The following is a 16,003-nucleotide window of genomic DNA, read 5'->3' as shown; positions in this document are numbered from 1 at the left end:
GCGGCGAGATTGGGGAATAGTCAATGGGACGATGGGCTGAGACATAATAAATCCTCCAGTTTGTTTTTTATAACAGTATACCGGAGGAAGGAGTGAGTGGATAGATACCTTGTTATTGGGCGGTTACGACAGATCAGTTGAATTGATGAAGTCAACATTATTCTGTCTGTGTTTTTACTATTGATCCGAAGAATAACTCCGAATGAAACTATGTGTTTATTTGATAGCTAGTTTAGTCCGTAGTTTATCAGCTCTCTCTCCCAATAAGTCATCAATGAGTCGATTCTTAAGAGTGAGGTAGGCATAAGTAGCAATACCAGTTGTGCCTAGTAGAATCAACTTGATTAGCATGCTAAATTTATCATTACCAGGTAGTATTGCGTCAAGTAGTACTTTTCCAATCATAACAGTAAGTGCCATTAATAATGTTGAGAGACCAACTTTTATAAGATGCCTGATAATAGTTTTTTGCTTGAAACCGACAATCTGATGTATGTGGCAGTACATAAGAATGACAGAGGAAAGTGTTGCGATACTTGTCGCGGCTAGAGGACCATTTGATTGGAATAGGTAGATAAATGGAAGTTGAAGTACTAACTTAACAAGTACACCAATCAAGAAGTATTGAATAGCTTTTCTACTTTCAAAAAGTGCTAGTAATGTAGGTGAGGCGATGTTATAAGCAGCTAACAAGAATGTTTGAAGAATAGCGTGAACAAATAAATCAAGGGCAATCTGTTCTGGTTTTGAATAGAAAATAGAATAGATTTCATTTGCAAGTATCAAACTTCCAGTCAGTGCAGGGAATATAAAGATGTTTAACATTTTTATATTATTGACAATGAGAGAAGATATGGCCTCTTTATCCTTTTTCAAAAAGTTTGCGGTTAACAGTGGTATGCCGACAGCACCAATTGAAGTAGCTATGGAAATCAAGATCATAATAATCTTATTCGGATTTGCAGACATGTAGGAATAGAGTACTGTTAGACGTCTGAGATCCAAATCCGTTATTTTTGTCATGAAATTTATATAGGTAAATTGATCAATCAATTGGTAAGTTTGAATGGCAGAACCGAGAATAATGAAAGGAATGGCTTCTTTGAAAGTCTCAATTACTAGTTCACGAACTTGTAAATCAGCAGTTACTTTCTTTGGTTTACGTAATAAACTAATAAGATTTTCTTTACGTAGGAAATAAAATAGAACCAGTAGGCTGGCAATCATCCCGATAAAGGCTGCCAAAGTAGATTGTGTAACGGCTTGCTTGTAATCAGCGTCTCCAACTTTCATAATAAAGAAAGTTGTTAACAACATCCAAATGACACGAATCAATTGTTCAAAGATTTGACTTAAGGCAGATGGTTTCAAATTTGCATAGCCTTGAAAAATTCCACGAATAGTAGACATTGCAGGGAATACTAGTACCGATAGACAAAGGCTATATAAGACAGGAACTAAGTCACGCCCGATTCCCATCGATTCTGACAGGAAAGGTGCTGCAAAGTACATGAGACTGGCAAAAAATAGACCAGATAAGATCATCAATTTGAGAAAACTATTGACGAGAGCTGCAATTTTTTCTTCCTGGTCCAAAACACTGTACCTTGCAATTTGTTTGGAGAGGGCTACGTTGATGCCTGAAGTGGAAAAAAGCAGGATGGTGGCATAGATGTTATATCCCATGGAAAACAAGGCATTTGCTTCGTTGGCATATTGTCCCATCCAATAGAACCATGGAATAATATAAAGGGCACCGAGCAATCGACTGACAAAATCACTTACCGTAGACCAAAAGGTACCGCGTAGCATTTTCTCTTTTTGAGAGCTACTAGTTGTTTCTGTTGACATAGACTGTCCTCTTTCGACTTGTAATTTTAAGTAATTGTTATATTCTACCCAGCAATTTTTTGATAAAACGATAGAATTTAAACTTTATTGGCTTAGGATAATACATAAAAATTCCTGGCTTATGTTCGATGTAGCCATTAAAATTTTGCTTAAAGCGAAGCACTCCATCGGAACCATCAAAGATGCCCATAATCCCTAAAAAATTGTAAGAGGTGATACCACGCTTGATCGCTTCCAACATCACATGTTCTTGAAGAATAGCTGGGGCATAAAATTTATTGAATTCTGGATAAGAGCCACTGTGTAAATAATAGGCTTCTTTATCAAGATAGACAAAGAGACTGGCGCAGAGATGAACGTCTTTCTGTCCATAACGATTGATAAACTCCTGCGCTTCTTGTTTTCTCACTTCAAATGTATCGTATTGGCTGGAAAGCTCTCTGTGTTGATTCTGTTTTTTCTCAGAATTTGGATTATGTTCTAAATCTGAGGCAAGGCGATCAATTTTTTCTTTCAATTTTTCTTGGTCACGAGAGAGATTTTGCCAATAATCCTGGAAATTTAATGTTACGACTAAAAATTCTGCCTTTTCACCAAAGCTATCATAAAGGTATTCGTAATATTCAAGTGGCTTGTCATCAAATTCACGACGGTTGGATGTGGCAGAGGTAATTTCTTTAAATAGGGATAGTTGATTACGCTCTAATTTCTTGATTTTCATACCAAATGTTTTAGCTTTTTTAACAAGTGGTTTACCTTTTTTACTGAAGGACTTGAAGAGAGTATCCTGTGTCAAGCCTGTTAGGTCTTTGATGTAGTACCAATCTCCACTTTTATACCCAGTCTGTAATCCATGGTGTTCATAACCAATGCTTGTCAAGTCAGTAATAACAGTTGAATCTGGTTCGGCGATAGGGCTACCATCTGTATCAAATTGTTGATAGGTTAGATATGGTTTTACCTTTAACTCTATTGCATTGTTTTGCCTTGCAAATATTTGTAGTGCTTGATAGAAGTCTTTGAGATAAGTTCGATCAGTAAATATGGGCCCATTGTGTAATTCCATATGCAGACCACCTGCTATTGGGGTACTGAATAGAATACCAGAAACTTTAATATCTCCAGCGACTTCATAGCCAACTATTTTGACATCATAGCCTCTTTTTTCTAAAAGTAGAGCCATCTGTGGAGACTGTTCAAAGAACTGAAATTCAGCCTGATCAATATGCTTTTGAAAAGATTCTGCTGAAATAATTGTTAAGGTCATTGTTTCTTACTACTTTCTGCCGATAATTTTTTTGATAATCTGAATGATACGATACCGAAGAGGTCTTGGATAATAGCGGAAGGTTCCAGTTTTACGAACTATGTATCCATTGAAATTTTGCTTGAAGCGAAGAACGCCGTCAGAGCCATCAAAAACACCAGTAATTCCTAGGAAGTTATAGAATGAAATTCCTCGTTTAATGGCTTCTAACATAACGTGTTCTTGAAGGAGTGCAGGAGCATAGAATTTATTAAACTCCGTGTAAGAACCGCTGAAAAGGTAAACTGCCTCTTGGGGAGTATAAATGAATAAACTTCCTGCTAGGATGACATCTTGTTGACCATATTTGGTTATGAAATCTTTAGCTTCCTGCATTCTTGTCGTAAAGGTATCATACTGTTGGGAAAACTCATTGATTTGATTTTGATATTTTTTGGATTGAGGCTGACTTTCAAGTTTCGCTTGTAAAGTTGAGAGTTTGTCTGCTAGTTTCTTTTGATCTTTTTCAAGGTGCTTATAATAATCCTGGAAATTTAAGCTAGCAATCATAAATTCTGCCTGTTGACCAAAGCTATCGTAAAAATGTTCATAGTAATCCAATGTTTTATCACTGTACTCACGGCGTTCCGATGTTGAGCTGGTAATTTCTTTGAAAAGGTGCAAGTCATTCCGCTCCAATCGTCTTAACTGAATCCCGAATGTCTGTGCTTTTTTGACTAAGGGACGACCTTTTTTACTAAAGGATTGGATTAAGTTTTCTTGTGTAATGCCGGTCAAATCCTTAACGTAGTGCCAATCTGGTTCACCTCCTGGATAACCTGTTTGCAAACCATCATGCTGATACCCGATATCTGTTAAGGTCGAAATTATCTCTGTTTTCGCTGGTGAGATTGCTTCGCCGCTCGTATCAAAAGTTTGATAAGTTTGATAGGGCTTGACAACCAGTTCCAAAACACCATTCTTACCTGCATAATCTTTTAATGCACGATAGAAATCCTGAAGGTAGGCTTCATCAAGGCAAACTGGTCCAGAGTTGAGCTCCATATAGAGACCGCCAGTCATTGCTTTACTGAAAACGAGTGCCGCAATCTTGTATTGGTTATTTGTGCGATATGCTAAAAAATGAGTGTTCATTCCTCTCTTTTTTAGTAAATTAGCCATCTCAATAGATTGCAAAAATGATTTTTCACTAGCTACTTGAATAATCTTTGAGAATTCTTCGGCTCTTATTTCGATTAGTGACATCAGTTCTTATTCCTTAATTGTTTTCTTAATGTGTATAATTTGCTGGACAGTTTATAGAGGAGAGTATTGACAGGAAGGTTGAATTCTCCTATAAATTCCTCGATTACAGGATTAAATTTGGATTTATAGTTAAAAAGACCACCGTCAAGGTTGTTTTCTATCCCTCCCATATTGTGGTATATAGCTCCACGAGAGAAAGAGTGTTTAGCTGTTTCATACCAGGTGACGATTGCCGGTTGATAACGGCGGAATTCTTCATCCAAACCTGCATAAAGGTTTTCAGATGCTTGTTCAAAAACAATCGTTAAAGTGCCAGCAAGGCTTACTGTTTTTTGACCAGTTTGTAGTTTTGGCTCCAAGAAAGTGAGTTCATCCAATATACGATCGAGTTCTTGTTGATGATTTTTAACTTTACTGGCCTTTGTTTTTTCTGTGAATTTTGCCATTTCTTCTTCTAATTTTTGTTTCTGAAAAAGAAGAGCCTCTTGCCGTTTTTCTAAATCCAATTGAGCCAGTGTGATATAAGATGAATCTGGATAGGTTTCTAACAATTTTTTATAGTATTCTCTTCCTCGAAGAGAGATGGATTTTCTGTTCTCTGTTTTTTTCATTAATTCCGAAAATTGATCGAGAAATTCCAAGTGACCAAAACTGACTTGTACACCCTTATTCAAAGAGGTACGAACAGCTTGCTTGGTACTTTTGGATAATTGATCATCAGAAAAATACTCTTTAAGAATATTTGCTTGAAAGCGAGGTTGAATATTTTCAGCCATATCAGTTGTGAGTCCAAACCATTCGCAGCCAGCTTCTTGTAGGTTTGCTACGATTGCTTGTGCTTGTGTATTGGTGATAGGTTCTTGATCGATCTGACGGTGGCTAAGTAAGATGTAAGGATCAAATTTGACAAAAAGAGCACGTTTGCTTCTGCCAAATTTCTTGAGAGTTTTGAGAACGAAAGATACAAGTTCTTTGTTTGTATAATCCATGATGGGACCACGTGGGATATAGAGCATGCTAAATCCAAGTGGGAGAGGACGAATGAGAATACTGGCGCTGGCTACTAGTTGACCATCTTTGTAAAAACCAATGCGCTCATTGCCCCAATTGTCTTTAATCTTAGCCCAAGAACTACTTTGAAATAGGTTAGTTTGATCACTTTTTTTTACAAAATCGTCATGCTCTTGAGTTGAAACCTCTAATGTATAGGTGTATTTCATTAGTTTAGTACCCACTTTCTAATAGCATGTGCCACACCGCTATCATCATTTGATTTGGTGATGTATTTGGCAATTTTCTTTAGTTCAGGATTACCGTTTTCCATGACAACTGGATTACCGACGACTTCTAGCATTGGGCGGTCATTTTCTTGGTCGCCAATAGCCATGGTTTGATCCATTGTCAGACCTAGTTTTTCAGCCAATTGGATGATAGCTTGCCCTTTATTAACGGTTTTTGGTGTGATTTCTAAGTAGAATGGTGCAGATTTGGCAACATTGTATTTGTCAGTCAGGTTAGTTGGAAGCTGAGGGATGGCAGCATCAAGAACGTCAGGTTCATCCACCATCATGACCTTGATAATTTCCTTGTCAGCCATCTCTTCTGGAGTACGGTAGAAGACAGGGGAGCTAACAAGCATAGATTCATAAATGGTATATTTACCAATGTTGCGGTTGGCAGTGTACATGCCTTCTTTTGTGCTAGCATGCATAGGAAGTTTGAGTTTACGGGCAGCCAGTTCAATGTCTAGATAGTCGTCATAGGTTAAGGTGTCCTTGACAATATCTTCACCAGTTGAGGCGTCTTGAACCAAACCACCGTTAAATGTGATGACGTAGTCGCCAACTTCTGTCAGATTGAGTTCTTCTAAAATCGCACGGACGCCTGAAATGGGGCGACCAGTAGCAATAACGATTTTCACACCAGCCTTTTTGGCATCTTGAATGGCTGAAAAGACTTCAGGTGTGATTTCATGTTGGCTATTTAATAAAGTTCCATCAATGTCGATGGCAACAAGTTTAATGGACATCTTTTTCTCCAGTAATAAAATGATCGTTGTAAATATGGTTAGTAAAATCAGTAGTTTGAAGGGTGAATATACCAGTTTCTTCTAACATTTCTTTCGGGAAATAGAAGCGACTATCCCCATGGATTGTTCCAGATAGAGAGTGGACAATCGGTGAAAGGGTAGATAACTCAACCTTGGTGTCATCCTTACGGTAAATTTCAATTTGTGTTCGTTTTTTTTCAGCATTCGGACGGTAAATATCATAAGGTAAATCAAAATTATGATGAATGGCTGTATAATATTCAGGGTCAAATCCTACATCAGCTACTAGGATTCGTAAGCATTCCAAAGCCTCTTCATCATCCTTCTTGAAGGTGATTGATTTAAAAACTTTTCGATTAATATAGCGTTGTGCCAGGTCAGATAGGATACGGTCAGGACCGTCAATCCAAGATTGGAAATAGGTATTCATAACACCGTCATCCAAGGCCAAGTAATCAGACAGGGTAACCTGTTGTTCAAATAAAGGAACCAGACGTGGAGAGGTAGCTGCGAAAAATTCCTTCTTGCTCTGGTAGAGTAATTTTGCTCTATTAAGTAAATTCTGCAAGAGGACTTCCATGGACCGACTGGCTGGGTGGAAGTAGACCTGCATATACATCTGATAGCGACTGAGAACGTAGTCTTCGACTGCGTGCATACCTGATTCTTTGAAGGCAATACCATTTTCTGTAGGGCGGATAACCCGCAGGATGCGAGTTAAATCAAATTCCCCGTAATTAGTACCAGTGAAATAGGAATCTCTTAGCAGATAGTCCATCCGGTCTACATCAATCTGACTAGAGATTAGTTGAACCACCTGTTTGTTTGGATAGGTGTGATTAATGACACTGGCAATCTTGTCTGGAAAATCAGGTGAAACTTGCTTTAAGATAGCATTGATTTCTGTTTCTGGACTAGTGATAATGGTACAGGTCATTTCTTCGTGATCCGTGTCAAACAGTCGTTCGAAGGTATGGGAGTAGGCACCGTGACCGATATCGTGTAAAAGTGCAGCAACCATTGTGACTAAACTTTCGGCAGGATTCCATAAGTCAGGGTATTTTTCCTCGAATTTTAGGGTTATCCGTCGTGCAATTTCATAAACACCTAAGCAATGCGAAAAGCGGCTATGCTCACCACCATGAAAGGTATAGGAGGTAGTTCCCAATTGTTTAATACGGCGTAGTCGCTGAAATTCTTTTGTATTGATGAGTTTATAAATTAGTTCAAGATCGACATGAATATAGTTATGGACTGGATCGCGGAATACTTTTTCAATCATAACTTCCATTATAGCAAATAATTGAGTATTTTTCTTATTTTATACTATGCAAGGATAAAGATATGTACAAAATGTATCTTTTGAGTATAATGGAGGAATGACAAATAAACTTATTTTACATACTATCCAGTTTATCCTTGTGGGGATGATTGCTTGGATGCTTTACTTGATTGTTAGCTATGCTCGAAAACATAAGATTTCCTTGAAGGACAGATTTTGGACGGGCTTTGCAATTGGTTATGTAACAGACTTGTTGGACACCTTGGGGATTGGCACCTTTGCAACGACCACAAGTTTGCTGAAGGCGACAAAATTGATAGAGGATGACCGACGGATTCCAGCAACTATGACGACGGCCCATATTATTCCGATCTTGTTGGAAGCTCTGCTATTCATCACCATTGTAGAAGTAGAAATGACAACCTTGATTTCTCTAGCTATTGCTGCTTTTACAGGTGCTTCAGTTGGTGCCCGCGTGACGCAAGATTGGGATACCAGAAAAGTACAACGAGTATTAGGGATTTTACTTATTATCGCCGCAGGGATTATGGTCTATCGGATGGTAACCAATCCGGGCGCTGATTTGGCCAATGATGTTCGTGGGTTGACGGGTTGGAAGTTGCTTGTTGGGATTGTCTTTGACTTTTTTATCGGTATGCTTTTGAGCATGGGTTTGGGCAACTACGCACCGGAATTGATCTTTTTCTCTCTGATGGGCATTAGTCCAGCGGTGGCACTGCCTGTTATGATGTTGAACGCGGCCATGATGTTGTCAGCTGGAGCCAAGCAATTTATCCAGTCTGGTCGTGTCAACTGGCCAGGGGTTCCTGGAATCATAGTGGGTGGGGTCTTAGGAGTCTTGACTGCAGCCTTCTTCTTGTCAAGCTTAGATGTGAATAATTTAAAAGTTCTAGTTGTTTTTATTGCATCCTATACAGGAATTACTCTCTTACGTTCCTCGTTCATAAAAACTGTGAAATAAGTTAAGGAGTTTGTATGAAGATTTATTTGCAAAATGAAATTGATTTAGATGGACAATTGGAAGTAATTGACCAGTCTTTCCCGGTAGAAGTGAAGGAGAAAGAAGGGAAGCTCTATCTTATCTATCAAAACGAAGAGGAAGAAAAGGTTGTGATAAAGTGTGATGGAAAAGAATTGGTTATGACACGCTTTTCCAGCCCCAAGTCTATCATGCGATTTGTAAAGGAACAAGATGCTATTGTGACTATTCCTACACCTATGGGGATCCAGCATTTTGTGACACAAACTGATTTTTATAAGCTATCTTTGGAGCAACAAGAACTAATCCTTCATTATGATTTAAATGGGCTAGAAAATCACCAGAAATTTGCTAGCTATAAGATGCATATTGAATGGAAATAAAAAACGTTTTCATAGAAAATATTCTTTGAAATTCCCTAGAAATTTGTTATAATAGTTAGCAAATCGAGGGAGTAGCTAACGGAACTTTCCGTGGTAGTGTCGTCATTCCGAAAATCGTTTCCGGCACTATCTTAAATAGCGAGACTTGTTTTAATAAAACAGGTCTCTTTTTTATTGTACAAGGTAGAGAAGAGGCCGAAAAGGAGAAGGAAATTGTCAAAAGAACAAAAACGCGATTTGTTTTATACACAAAGCGAAGAGCAAGTATTGTCAAGCATGGAGTCTTCTTTAGACGGTTTGTCTAGCAGTGAAGCTAGCAAGCGCCTAGCAGACTATGGTCGTAATGAATTAGATGAGGGTGAAAAGCGTACACTCTTAGCGAAATTCTTGGATCAGTTTAAGGACTTGATGATCATTATCTTGATTGCAGCAGCCATCTTGACGGTGATTACAGAAGGTTCACATGGTTTGACAGATGCTATCATCATCTTGGCCGTGGTTATCTTGAATGCTGCTTTTGGTGTGTATCAAGAAGGTCAAGCGGAAGCAGCTATTGAAGCTCTTAAGAACATGTCAAGCCCAGTTGCGCGTGCTCTTCGTGATAGTCACGTTGTTGAGGTTGATTCAAAAGATTTGGTTCCTGGTGATATCGTCTTGCTTGAAGCGGGTGATGTTGTTCCTGCGGATATGCGTTTGTTGGAAGCTAACTCCCTCAAAATCGAAGAAGCCGCTCTTACAGGTGAGTCTGTACCAGTTGATAAAGATTTGTCAGCAGTTTTGGCTGAAGATGCACCAATCGGTGACCGTGTCAACATGGCTTATCAAAACTCAAACGTTACTTACGGACGTGGTCTTGGTGTGGTTACCAACACTGGTATGTACACTGAGGTGGGGCATATCGCAGGCATGCTTGCCAATTCAGATGAAACAGATACTCCATTGAAACAGAACTTGCACCAGTTGTCTAAAGTCTTGACCTATGCAGTATTGGTTATCGCAGTGATTACAATGGCTGTATCAGTCTTTGTTCGTGGAGAAGGAATCTTGCCTGCTCTTATGACTTCTGTAGCACTTGCGGTTGCTGCCATTCCAGAAGGTTTGCCAGCTATCGTTACTGTTGTTCTTTCACTTGGTACTCAAGTACTGGCTAAGCGTAACTCCATCATCCGTAAGTTACCAGCCGTAGAAACACTTGGTTCAACTGAAATTATCGCATCAGATAAGACTGGTACTTTGACTATGAACCAAATGACGGTTGAGAAGGTTTATACAAATGGTCAATTGATTGATGCAAAAGAAGCTTTGGATGCAAGCAATACAACGCTTCGCGTGATGAACTTTGCCAACGATACAAAAGTTGACCCAACTGGTAAATTAATCGGTGACCCAACTGAAACAGCCCTTGTTCAATTTGGTTTGGATCAAAACTTTGATGTTCGTGAAGTCTTGGTTTCTGAGCCTCGTGTGGCTGAACTGCCATTCGACTCAACACGTAAATTGATGTCAACCATTCACCAACAAGCTGCTGGAAACTTCTTTGTAGCTGTTAAAGGTGCTCCAGACCAATTGCTCAAACGTGTGACACAAATCGAAGAGAATGGTACTGTTCGCCCAATCACGGATGCAGATAAAGAAGCGATCTTGACAACCAACAAGTCCTTGGCCAAGCAAGCTCTTCGTGTCTTGATGATGGCTTACAAGTATGTGGATGCTATTCCTGAATTGGAATCTGACATCGTTGAAAACGATCTTGTCTTCTCAGGTTTGGTTGGTATGATTGACCCTGAGCGTCCTGAAGCAGCAGAAGCAGTTCGTGTTGCTAAGGAAGCTGGTATCCGTCCAATCATGATTACTGGTGACCACCAGGATACAGCTGAGGCTATTGCCAAACGTCTTGGTATCATCGATGAACATGATACAGAAGACCATGTCTTCACTGGTGCTGAGCTCAATGAGTTGACAGATGAAGAGTTCCAGAAAGTCTTCAAGCAATACTCTGTGTATGCGCGTGTATCTCCAGAACACAAGGTTCGTATCGTTAAGGCTTGGCAAAATGATGGTAAGGTTGTTGCCATGACAGGTGACGGTGTAAACGATGCACCGTCGCTTAAGACAGCCGACATCGGTATCGGTATGGGTATTACTGGTACGGAAGTTTCGAAAGGTGCTTCTGATATGGTCCTTGCAGATGACAACTTTGCGACCATTATCGTTGCGGTGGAAGAAGGACGTAAGGTCTTCTCTAACATTCAAAAAACAATCCAGTACCTCTTATCAGCTAACACTGCTGAGGTATTGTGTATCTTCCTTGCAACCCTCTTTGGTTGGGATGTATTGGAGCCAGTTCATCTCCTTTGGATTAACTTGGTAACAGATACACTTCCAGCTATCGCTCTTGGTGTCGAACCTGCTGAACCAGGTGTTATGACCCACAAACCTCGTGGACGTAATTCAAGCTTCTTCTCAGGTGGTGTCTTGAGCTCTATCGTCTACCAAGGTATCCTTCAAACGGCACTTGTTTTGGGTGTTTATGGCTATGCTTTGTTATTCCCAGAACACAGCACCTATGAAGAAATTCACGCAGATGCTCTTACTATGTCTTACTTGACTCTTGGTTTGATTCAGTTGGTGCATGCTTTCAACGTGAAGTCTGTTTACCAATCTATCTTTACAGTTGGTCCATTTAAGAATAAACTCTTTAACTGGTCTATCGTAGCTGCCTTCTTGCTCTTGATGGCAACCTTGGTAATTCCAGGATTCAATACCTTCTTCAAGGTTTCAATCTTGACACCGACTCAATGGTTGGTAGCGATTATTGGTTCAGGCATCATGGTTGTCGTTGTTGAAATTGTTAAATTTGTTCAACGTAAGATGGGATTGGATGAAAAAGCTATCTAATATAGTTATTCAGTTTATCTTTTTTACTTCGTTAACTCGCCTTGCCGTACTTCAGTACAGCCTGCGACTCATTGCCTTGTACTAAAAGCAAACTGAAGACTATATCATTTGAAAAAGCTCAGATTTAGTGGTCTGAGCTTTTTTCTGTACTGATAAGGTATTTTGGGAAGATTGCTTGTCCCAACAAAGTGAAGGCTAGTGCTAATATGGAGAGAATTATTTTGATAAGTGTTGGTAAGTCAAACAGTAAGACAATGGGAATGATAGCCAAGCTGAAATAGTAGAGAGTGAAGTATTTGCTGTTTTCCACTATTTGAACCCTATCGCCCTCTTTAACTTGAATGGCTGACTTTTTATCCCCTCGAACGCTTAGTGTAACAGATGGTTGTGTAATTGGTAGGCTTAAAATTTTTCCTTGAGTAACTGTCCCAGCTATTTTTCCATCTACCAGGAGTGGAAGTCTTTGGGAGGATAGTTGCTTGATAGGTTTTGGATAATGAATAATAACTCTCATAAGAATCTCCTTGTAATCTAGTTTCATTATAGCAAAAAAATATAAAATGTAAACGGTTTCTGCTGCTGTTTTACCCTATAGGCTTGCCTGAAGAATAAGAAACTGCTATAATTTCTGTGAGTGAGGGATTTATATGAATTATTTACAAAATTATGTGTTTAGTAAGAGTAGTTATTTACCATCTGATAAGTTAATTCTGCTTCAGAAAGAGCTAGAGGATTTGGATGAGGGAGCTTTGAATGCGCTGATGATGGTGGAAATGCGCCAGCCAGTGATTGCCCTTATCTTAGCCATCTTTTTTGGTGAGTTTGGTGTTGACCGATTTTATATTGGGGACAAGCGGATGGGCTCGGCCAAGTTGATTACCTTTGGTATTTCTTTTGTGACACTTTTTATTCTCGTTGGTATTCTCTTGTTTATGGGCTTATATATTTGGAAATTCATTGACTGTTTTTTGATTATGAAGGCTTGTAAGGAGGCCAACTATCAACGGCTTATGGCTCAAATTCAACAATATAAAGCCTTTCAGTATGGTAATCGAACATTTTCCAAATAGAATGTGGAAGGAGGTTTTCAAAACCTCTTTTCTTCATCTCTTGTAAACTACTTGTAACAAGATCTGTTCATTGTCATAAAAGTGACATTTTTTAAGCTAGCTTTTATGATATAATGATAAAATATGCTGGAAAGGAGGTTTTTATGCAGACTAGAAAAATCAGTGTATTTTTATTTAGCACTTACCTTATTTTATTGGCTTGGATGATTGTTTTTAAATTTGATTTGAGCATCTTATATGGTCGCTATGGTTTTGCTAGCATAAACCTCATTCCTCTGGCAGGAACAGCAGTTTATGGTGGGGTTTTGGATTTTCCAGAAATTCTGTTTAATATTGTTAGTTTCATTCCCTTCGGCATTTATATGGAAATCTTGTTTCGCAAGGCTTCCTGGATTGTTAATCTATTTGTCATCATGCTGATTAGCTTGGTTTTTGAAGTCGCCCAATACACTCTTTTGCTTGGTGTTGCAGATATTACGGATTTACTGGCAAATGGATTTGGTGGTGCAATCGGCATCAATATCATGTATGTCTTGACAAGTATTTGGCATGAAAAAGCCTACGCTCGCATGAATATCTTTTGCCTAATTCTAACGATTGTTATTATATTAATAACTTATTTCTTTGTGTAAATCTTGCCAAGGATAAGAACTTTTTGTTAAAATGAATATAATGAATATCAAAGAAGAGATTATTAGATTATCTCAGGAAATTGGGATTTCTAAAATAGGTTTTACAACGGCAGATGATTTTGCTTATTTGGAGAAATCACTTCGTGCTAGCCAGGAAGAGGGGCGTTCGTCTGGATTTGAACATAAGAATATCGAAGAACGGATTCGTCCCAAGCTGTCTTTAGAATCAGCGAAAACCATTATTTCTATAGCGGTAGCCTATCCACGACACTTGCCTGTCAAACCTCAAAAGACTCAGTTCAAACGAGGTAAAATAACGCCGAATTCCTGGGGCTTAGACTACCACTATGTTGTACAGGACAAGCTAGAACGTTTGGCCCGTGGGATTGAGCAGTTGACGGATGGTCTGGAGTATAAGGCTATGGTAGACACGGGAGCCTTGGTGGATACCGCCGTTGCTAGAAGAGCAGGAATTGGCTTTATCGGGAAGAATGGATTGGTTATCTCTAAGGAATTTGGCTCCTATATGTTTTTAGGGGAACTGGTGACCAATCTAGAAATCGAACCAGATCAGCCAGTTGATTATGACTGTGGTGATTGCAACCGCTGCGTTGAGGCCTGTCCGACCTCCTGCCTGATTGGAGATTCGACCATGGATGCGCGACGATGTCTGTCCTTTCAAACTCAGGACAAGGGCATGATGGACTTGGAATTTCGCAAGAAAATCAAGACCGTTATCTACGGTTGCGATATTTGCCAGATTTGTTGTCCTTACAACAAGGGAATTTCCAGTCCCCCTGTAGTAGAAGTGGATCCCGATTTGGCTGAGCCGGAGTTAATTCCCTTCCTGGACTTATCCAATGGGCAATTCAAGGAAAAATTTGGCATGATTGCAGGTTCTTGGCGGGGGAAAAATATTCTCCAGCGCAATGCTATTATTGCACTGGCCAATGCAAATGACCGCTCTGCCATTCCCAAACTGATTGAAATCATTGATAAGAAGCAAAATCCGATCCACATGGCGACAGCGATTTGGGCTCTGAGCCAGCTGGTTAAGCAACCCAATCAGGAGCTGGTAGACTTTATCGCAAGTCTGACTTCTGATCATGAGGATGTGCGTGCGGAGCAGGCTGCTTTCTTAGAACTGGTGAAATCTAGGCAACTATGATATAATGAAAAGATAAAATTTTGAACGAGGTACTTATGGATACAGCAGAAATTCGCCAAAAGATTGAAGAACTTGGCAAAAAATTAACTTCTTTTAGGGGGTCTCTTTGACTTAGAAGGTCTGGAAGAAGAGATTGCCATTCTTGAGAATAAGATGACGGAGCCAGATTTCTGGAATGATAATTTGGCGGCACAAAAGACTTCTCAGGAGTTGAATGAATTAAAAAATACCTACGGAAATTTCCATCAGATGTTGGATTTATATGATGAATCTGAAATTCTTTTGGATTTCCTAGCAGAAGATGAGTCTGTGCGGGATGAGTTGGTTGAAAAGTTAGCAGAATTGGACAAATCCATGACTGCCTATGAAATGACCTTGCTCTTATCAGAACCTTATGACCACAATAATGCCATCTTGGAAATCCATCCAGGTTCCGGTGGTACCGAGGCTCAGGACTGGGGAGAAATGTTGCTTCGGATGTATCAGCGTTTTGGTAATGCCAAAGGTTTTACAGTAGAAACCTTGGACTACCAAGCTGGAGATGAAGCAGGTATTAAGTCAGTAACCCTTAGCTTTACAGGTCCAAATGCTTATGGTTTGCTCAAGTCAGAAATGGGTGTTCATCGCTTGGTGCGTATCTCACCATTTGACTCAGCAAAACGTCGCCATACTTCCTTTACATCGGTGGAAGTTATGCCAGAGTTGGATGATACCATTGAAATTGAAATCAGAGATGATGAGGTGAAAATGGATACCTTCCGCTCAGGTGGTGCTGGTGGACAAAACGTCAACAAGGTCTCAACTGGTGTGCGTTTGACCCATATTCCGACAGGTATTGTGACTCAATCGACAGTTGATCGTACCCAGTATGGCAACCGAGATAGGGCTATGAAACTCTTGCAAGCTAAATTGTATCAATTGGAGCAGGAGAAGAAGGCGGCAGAAGTCGACTCTCTCAAGGGAGATAAAAAAGAAATTACTTGGGGTAGCCAGATTCGTTCCTATGTCTTTACACCTTACACCATGGTCAAGGATCATCGTACTGGTCATGAAGTGGCTCAGGTAGATAAGGTCATGGATGGGGATTTGGACGGATTTATCGATGCCTATCTAAAATGGAGAATTAGCTAAAATCTAAAGAAAGGTCTGTCTAGTAC

At 39.6% G+C, this 16,003-nt stretch carries 14 protein-coding genes; 7 read left to right on the top strand and 7 right to left on the bottom strand.

The window, feature by feature from the left end:
- Window positions 1-216: 216 nt before the first annotated feature.
- Genes NF418_RS08130 through NF418_RS08105 form a run of 6 tightly spaced genes read right to left on the bottom strand, consistent with a single transcriptional unit; the run spans window position 217 to window position 7,695 of the window.
- Window positions 217-1,851 carry a putative polysaccharide biosynthesis protein gene (locus tag NF418_RS08130; protein WP_256779160.1) on the bottom strand — a complete coding sequence of 545 codons (1,635 nt, stop codon included), beginning with the start codon at window positions 1,849-1,851 and terminating at the stop codon, window positions 217-219.
- Between the two features lie 37 nt (window positions 1,852-1,888).
- Window positions 1,889-3,118: an aminoacyltransferase gene (locus NF418_RS08125; RefSeq protein WP_256779159.1), complete on the bottom strand. Its 1,230-nt coding sequence runs from the start codon at window positions 3,116-3,118 to the stop codon at window positions 1,889-1,891.
- Between the two features lie 9 nt (window positions 3,119-3,127).
- A complete protein-coding gene (locus NF418_RS08120) occupies window positions 3,128-4,363 on the bottom strand; it encodes an aminoacyltransferase (protein ID WP_256779158.1) in 1,236 nt (411 codons plus the stop codon).
- Window positions 4,363-5,583 (bottom strand): aminoacyltransferase, encoded by a 1,221-nt coding sequence (locus tag NF418_RS08115; protein WP_256779157.1) that lies wholly within the window; start codon window positions 5,581-5,583, stop codon window positions 4,363-4,365. Before NF418_RS08115 ends, NF418_RS08120 begins: the two co-directional genes overlap by 1 nt.
- A complete protein-coding gene (yidA, locus tag NF418_RS08110; RefSeq protein ID WP_256779156.1) occupies window positions 5,583-6,392 on the bottom strand; it encodes a sugar-phosphatase in 810 nt (269 codons plus the stop codon). Before yidA ends, NF418_RS08115 begins: the two co-directional genes overlap by 1 nt.
- Window positions 6,382-7,695, bottom strand: coding sequence for an HD domain-containing protein (locus NF418_RS08105; RefSeq protein WP_256779155.1), 1,314 nt, complete (start codon window positions 7,693-7,695; stop codon window positions 6,382-6,384). Before NF418_RS08105 ends, yidA begins: the two co-directional genes overlap by 11 nt.
- A 97-nt stretch (window positions 7,696-7,792) precedes the next feature.
- Between NF418_RS08105 and NF418_RS08100 the strand changes: the two genes are divergently transcribed.
- The 3 genes from NF418_RS08100 to NF418_RS08090 all read left to right on the top strand — a co-directional run bounded on the left by NF418_RS08100 (window position 7,793) and on the right by NF418_RS08090 (window position 11,976).
- Window positions 7,793-8,677 (top strand): sulfite exporter TauE/SafE family protein, encoded by an 885-nt coding sequence (locus tag NF418_RS08100; protein WP_256779154.1) that lies wholly within the window; start codon window positions 7,793-7,795, stop codon window positions 8,675-8,677.
- A gap of 14 nt (window positions 8,678-8,691) precedes the next feature.
- Window positions 8,692-9,078: a DUF1934 domain-containing protein gene (locus NF418_RS08095; protein ID WP_256779153.1), complete on the top strand. Its 387-nt coding sequence runs from the start codon at window positions 8,692-8,694 to the stop codon at window positions 9,076-9,078.
- Window positions 9,079-9,291: 213 nt separating this feature from the next.
- Window positions 9,292-11,976, top strand: a complete 2,685-nt coding sequence (locus tag NF418_RS08090; RefSeq protein ID WP_256779152.1) for a cation-translocating P-type ATPase — start codon at window positions 9,292-9,294, stop codon at window positions 11,974-11,976.
- 124 nt (window positions 11,977-12,100) lie between these two features.
- On the opposite strand, the gene NF418_RS08085 is transcribed toward NF418_RS08090, so the two are convergent.
- Complete coding sequence (locus tag NF418_RS08085; RefSeq protein WP_256779151.1) at window positions 12,101-12,490, bottom strand: hypothetical protein; 390 nt, start codon at window positions 12,488-12,490, stop codon at window positions 12,101-12,103.
- Between the two features lie 133 nt (window positions 12,491-12,623).
- Here NF418_RS08085 and NF418_RS08080 point away from each other — a divergent pair, with 133 nt between their 5' ends.
- The 4 genes from NF418_RS08080 (at window position 12,624) to prfB (ending at window position 15,977) form a co-directional block, all read left to right on the top strand.
- A complete protein-coding gene (locus tag NF418_RS08080; protein WP_256779150.1) occupies window positions 12,624-13,046 on the top strand; it encodes a TM2 domain-containing protein in 423 nt (140 codons plus the stop codon).
- 143 nt (window positions 13,047-13,189) lie between these two features.
- On the top strand, window positions 13,190-13,678 hold the full coding sequence (locus NF418_RS08075) for a VanZ family protein (RefSeq protein WP_172083164.1): 489 nt from the start codon (window positions 13,190-13,192) through the stop codon (window positions 13,676-13,678).
- Between the two features lie 40 nt (window positions 13,679-13,718).
- The gene (gene queG / locus NF418_RS08070) at window positions 13,719-14,846 is read left to right on the top strand and encodes a tRNA epoxyqueuosine(34) reductase QueG (RefSeq protein WP_256779148.1); all 1,128 of its coding nucleotides are present in this window, start codon (window positions 13,719-13,721) and stop codon (window positions 14,844-14,846) included.
- A gap of 35 nt (window positions 14,847-14,881) precedes the next feature.
- Window positions 14,882-15,977, top strand: a protein-coding gene (gene prfB / locus NF418_RS08065; RefSeq protein ID WP_105108366.1) for a peptide chain release factor 2 whose coding sequence is annotated in 2 segments (ribosomal slippage) — window positions 14,882-14,953 and window positions 14,955-15,977 — 1,095 coding nt in all. Because the reading frame shifts where the segments join, the coding sequence is not laid out codon by codon here.
- Window positions 15,978-16,003 lie beyond the last annotated feature (26 nt).

The organism is Streptococcus suis, assembly GCF_024509555.1.
Taxonomy (GTDB): domain Bacteria; phylum Bacillota; class Bacilli; order Lactobacillales; family Streptococcaceae; genus Streptococcus; species Streptococcus suis_AD.
Note: the sequence above shows the minus strand (reverse complement) of the source record. Positions and strands in the feature narration are given on the sequence as shown.

Bases quoted from the DNA above. Each gene is read 5' to 3' on its own strand.
- NF418_RS08115 (WP_256779157.1), bottom strand. From the start codon at position 5,583: ATGAAATACACCTATACATTAGAGGTTTCAACTCAAGAGCATGACGAT.
- NF418_RS08125 (WP_256779159.1), bottom strand. From the start codon at position 3,118: ATGACCTTAACAATTATTTCAGCAGAATCTTTTCAAAAGCATATTGAT.
- NF418_RS08130 (WP_256779160.1), bottom strand. From the start codon at position 1,851: ATGTCAACAGAAACAACTAGTAGCTCTCAAAAAGAGAAAATGCTACGC.
- queG (WP_256779148.1), top strand. From the start codon at position 13,719: ATGAATATCAAAGAAGAGATTATTAGATTATCTCAGGAAATTGGGATT.
- NF418_RS08080 (WP_256779150.1), top strand. From the start codon at position 12,624: ATGAATTATTTACAAAATTATGTGTTTAGTAAGAGTAGTTATTTACCA.
- NF418_RS08075 (WP_172083164.1), top strand. From the start codon at position 13,190: ATGCAGACTAGAAAAATCAGTGTATTTTTATTTAGCACTTACCTTATT.
- yidA (WP_256779156.1), bottom strand. From the start codon at position 6,392: ATGTCCATTAAACTTGTTGCCATCGACATTGATGGAACTTTATTAAAT.
- NF418_RS08100 (WP_256779154.1), top strand. From the start codon at position 7,793: ATGACAAATAAACTTATTTTACATACTATCCAGTTTATCCTTGTGGGG.
- NF418_RS08120 (WP_256779158.1), bottom strand. From the start codon at position 4,363: ATGTCACTAATCGAAATAAGAGCCGAAGAATTCTCAAAGATTATTCAA.
- NF418_RS08105 (WP_256779155.1), bottom strand. From the start codon at position 7,695: ATGATTGAAAAAGTATTCCGCGATCCAGTCCATAACTATATTCATGTC.
- NF418_RS08095 (WP_256779153.1), top strand. From the start codon at position 8,692: ATGAAGATTTATTTGCAAAATGAAATTGATTTAGATGGACAATTGGAA.
- NF418_RS08085 (WP_256779151.1), bottom strand. From the start codon at position 12,490: ATGAGAGTTATTATTCATTATCCAAAACCTATCAAGCAACTATCCTCC.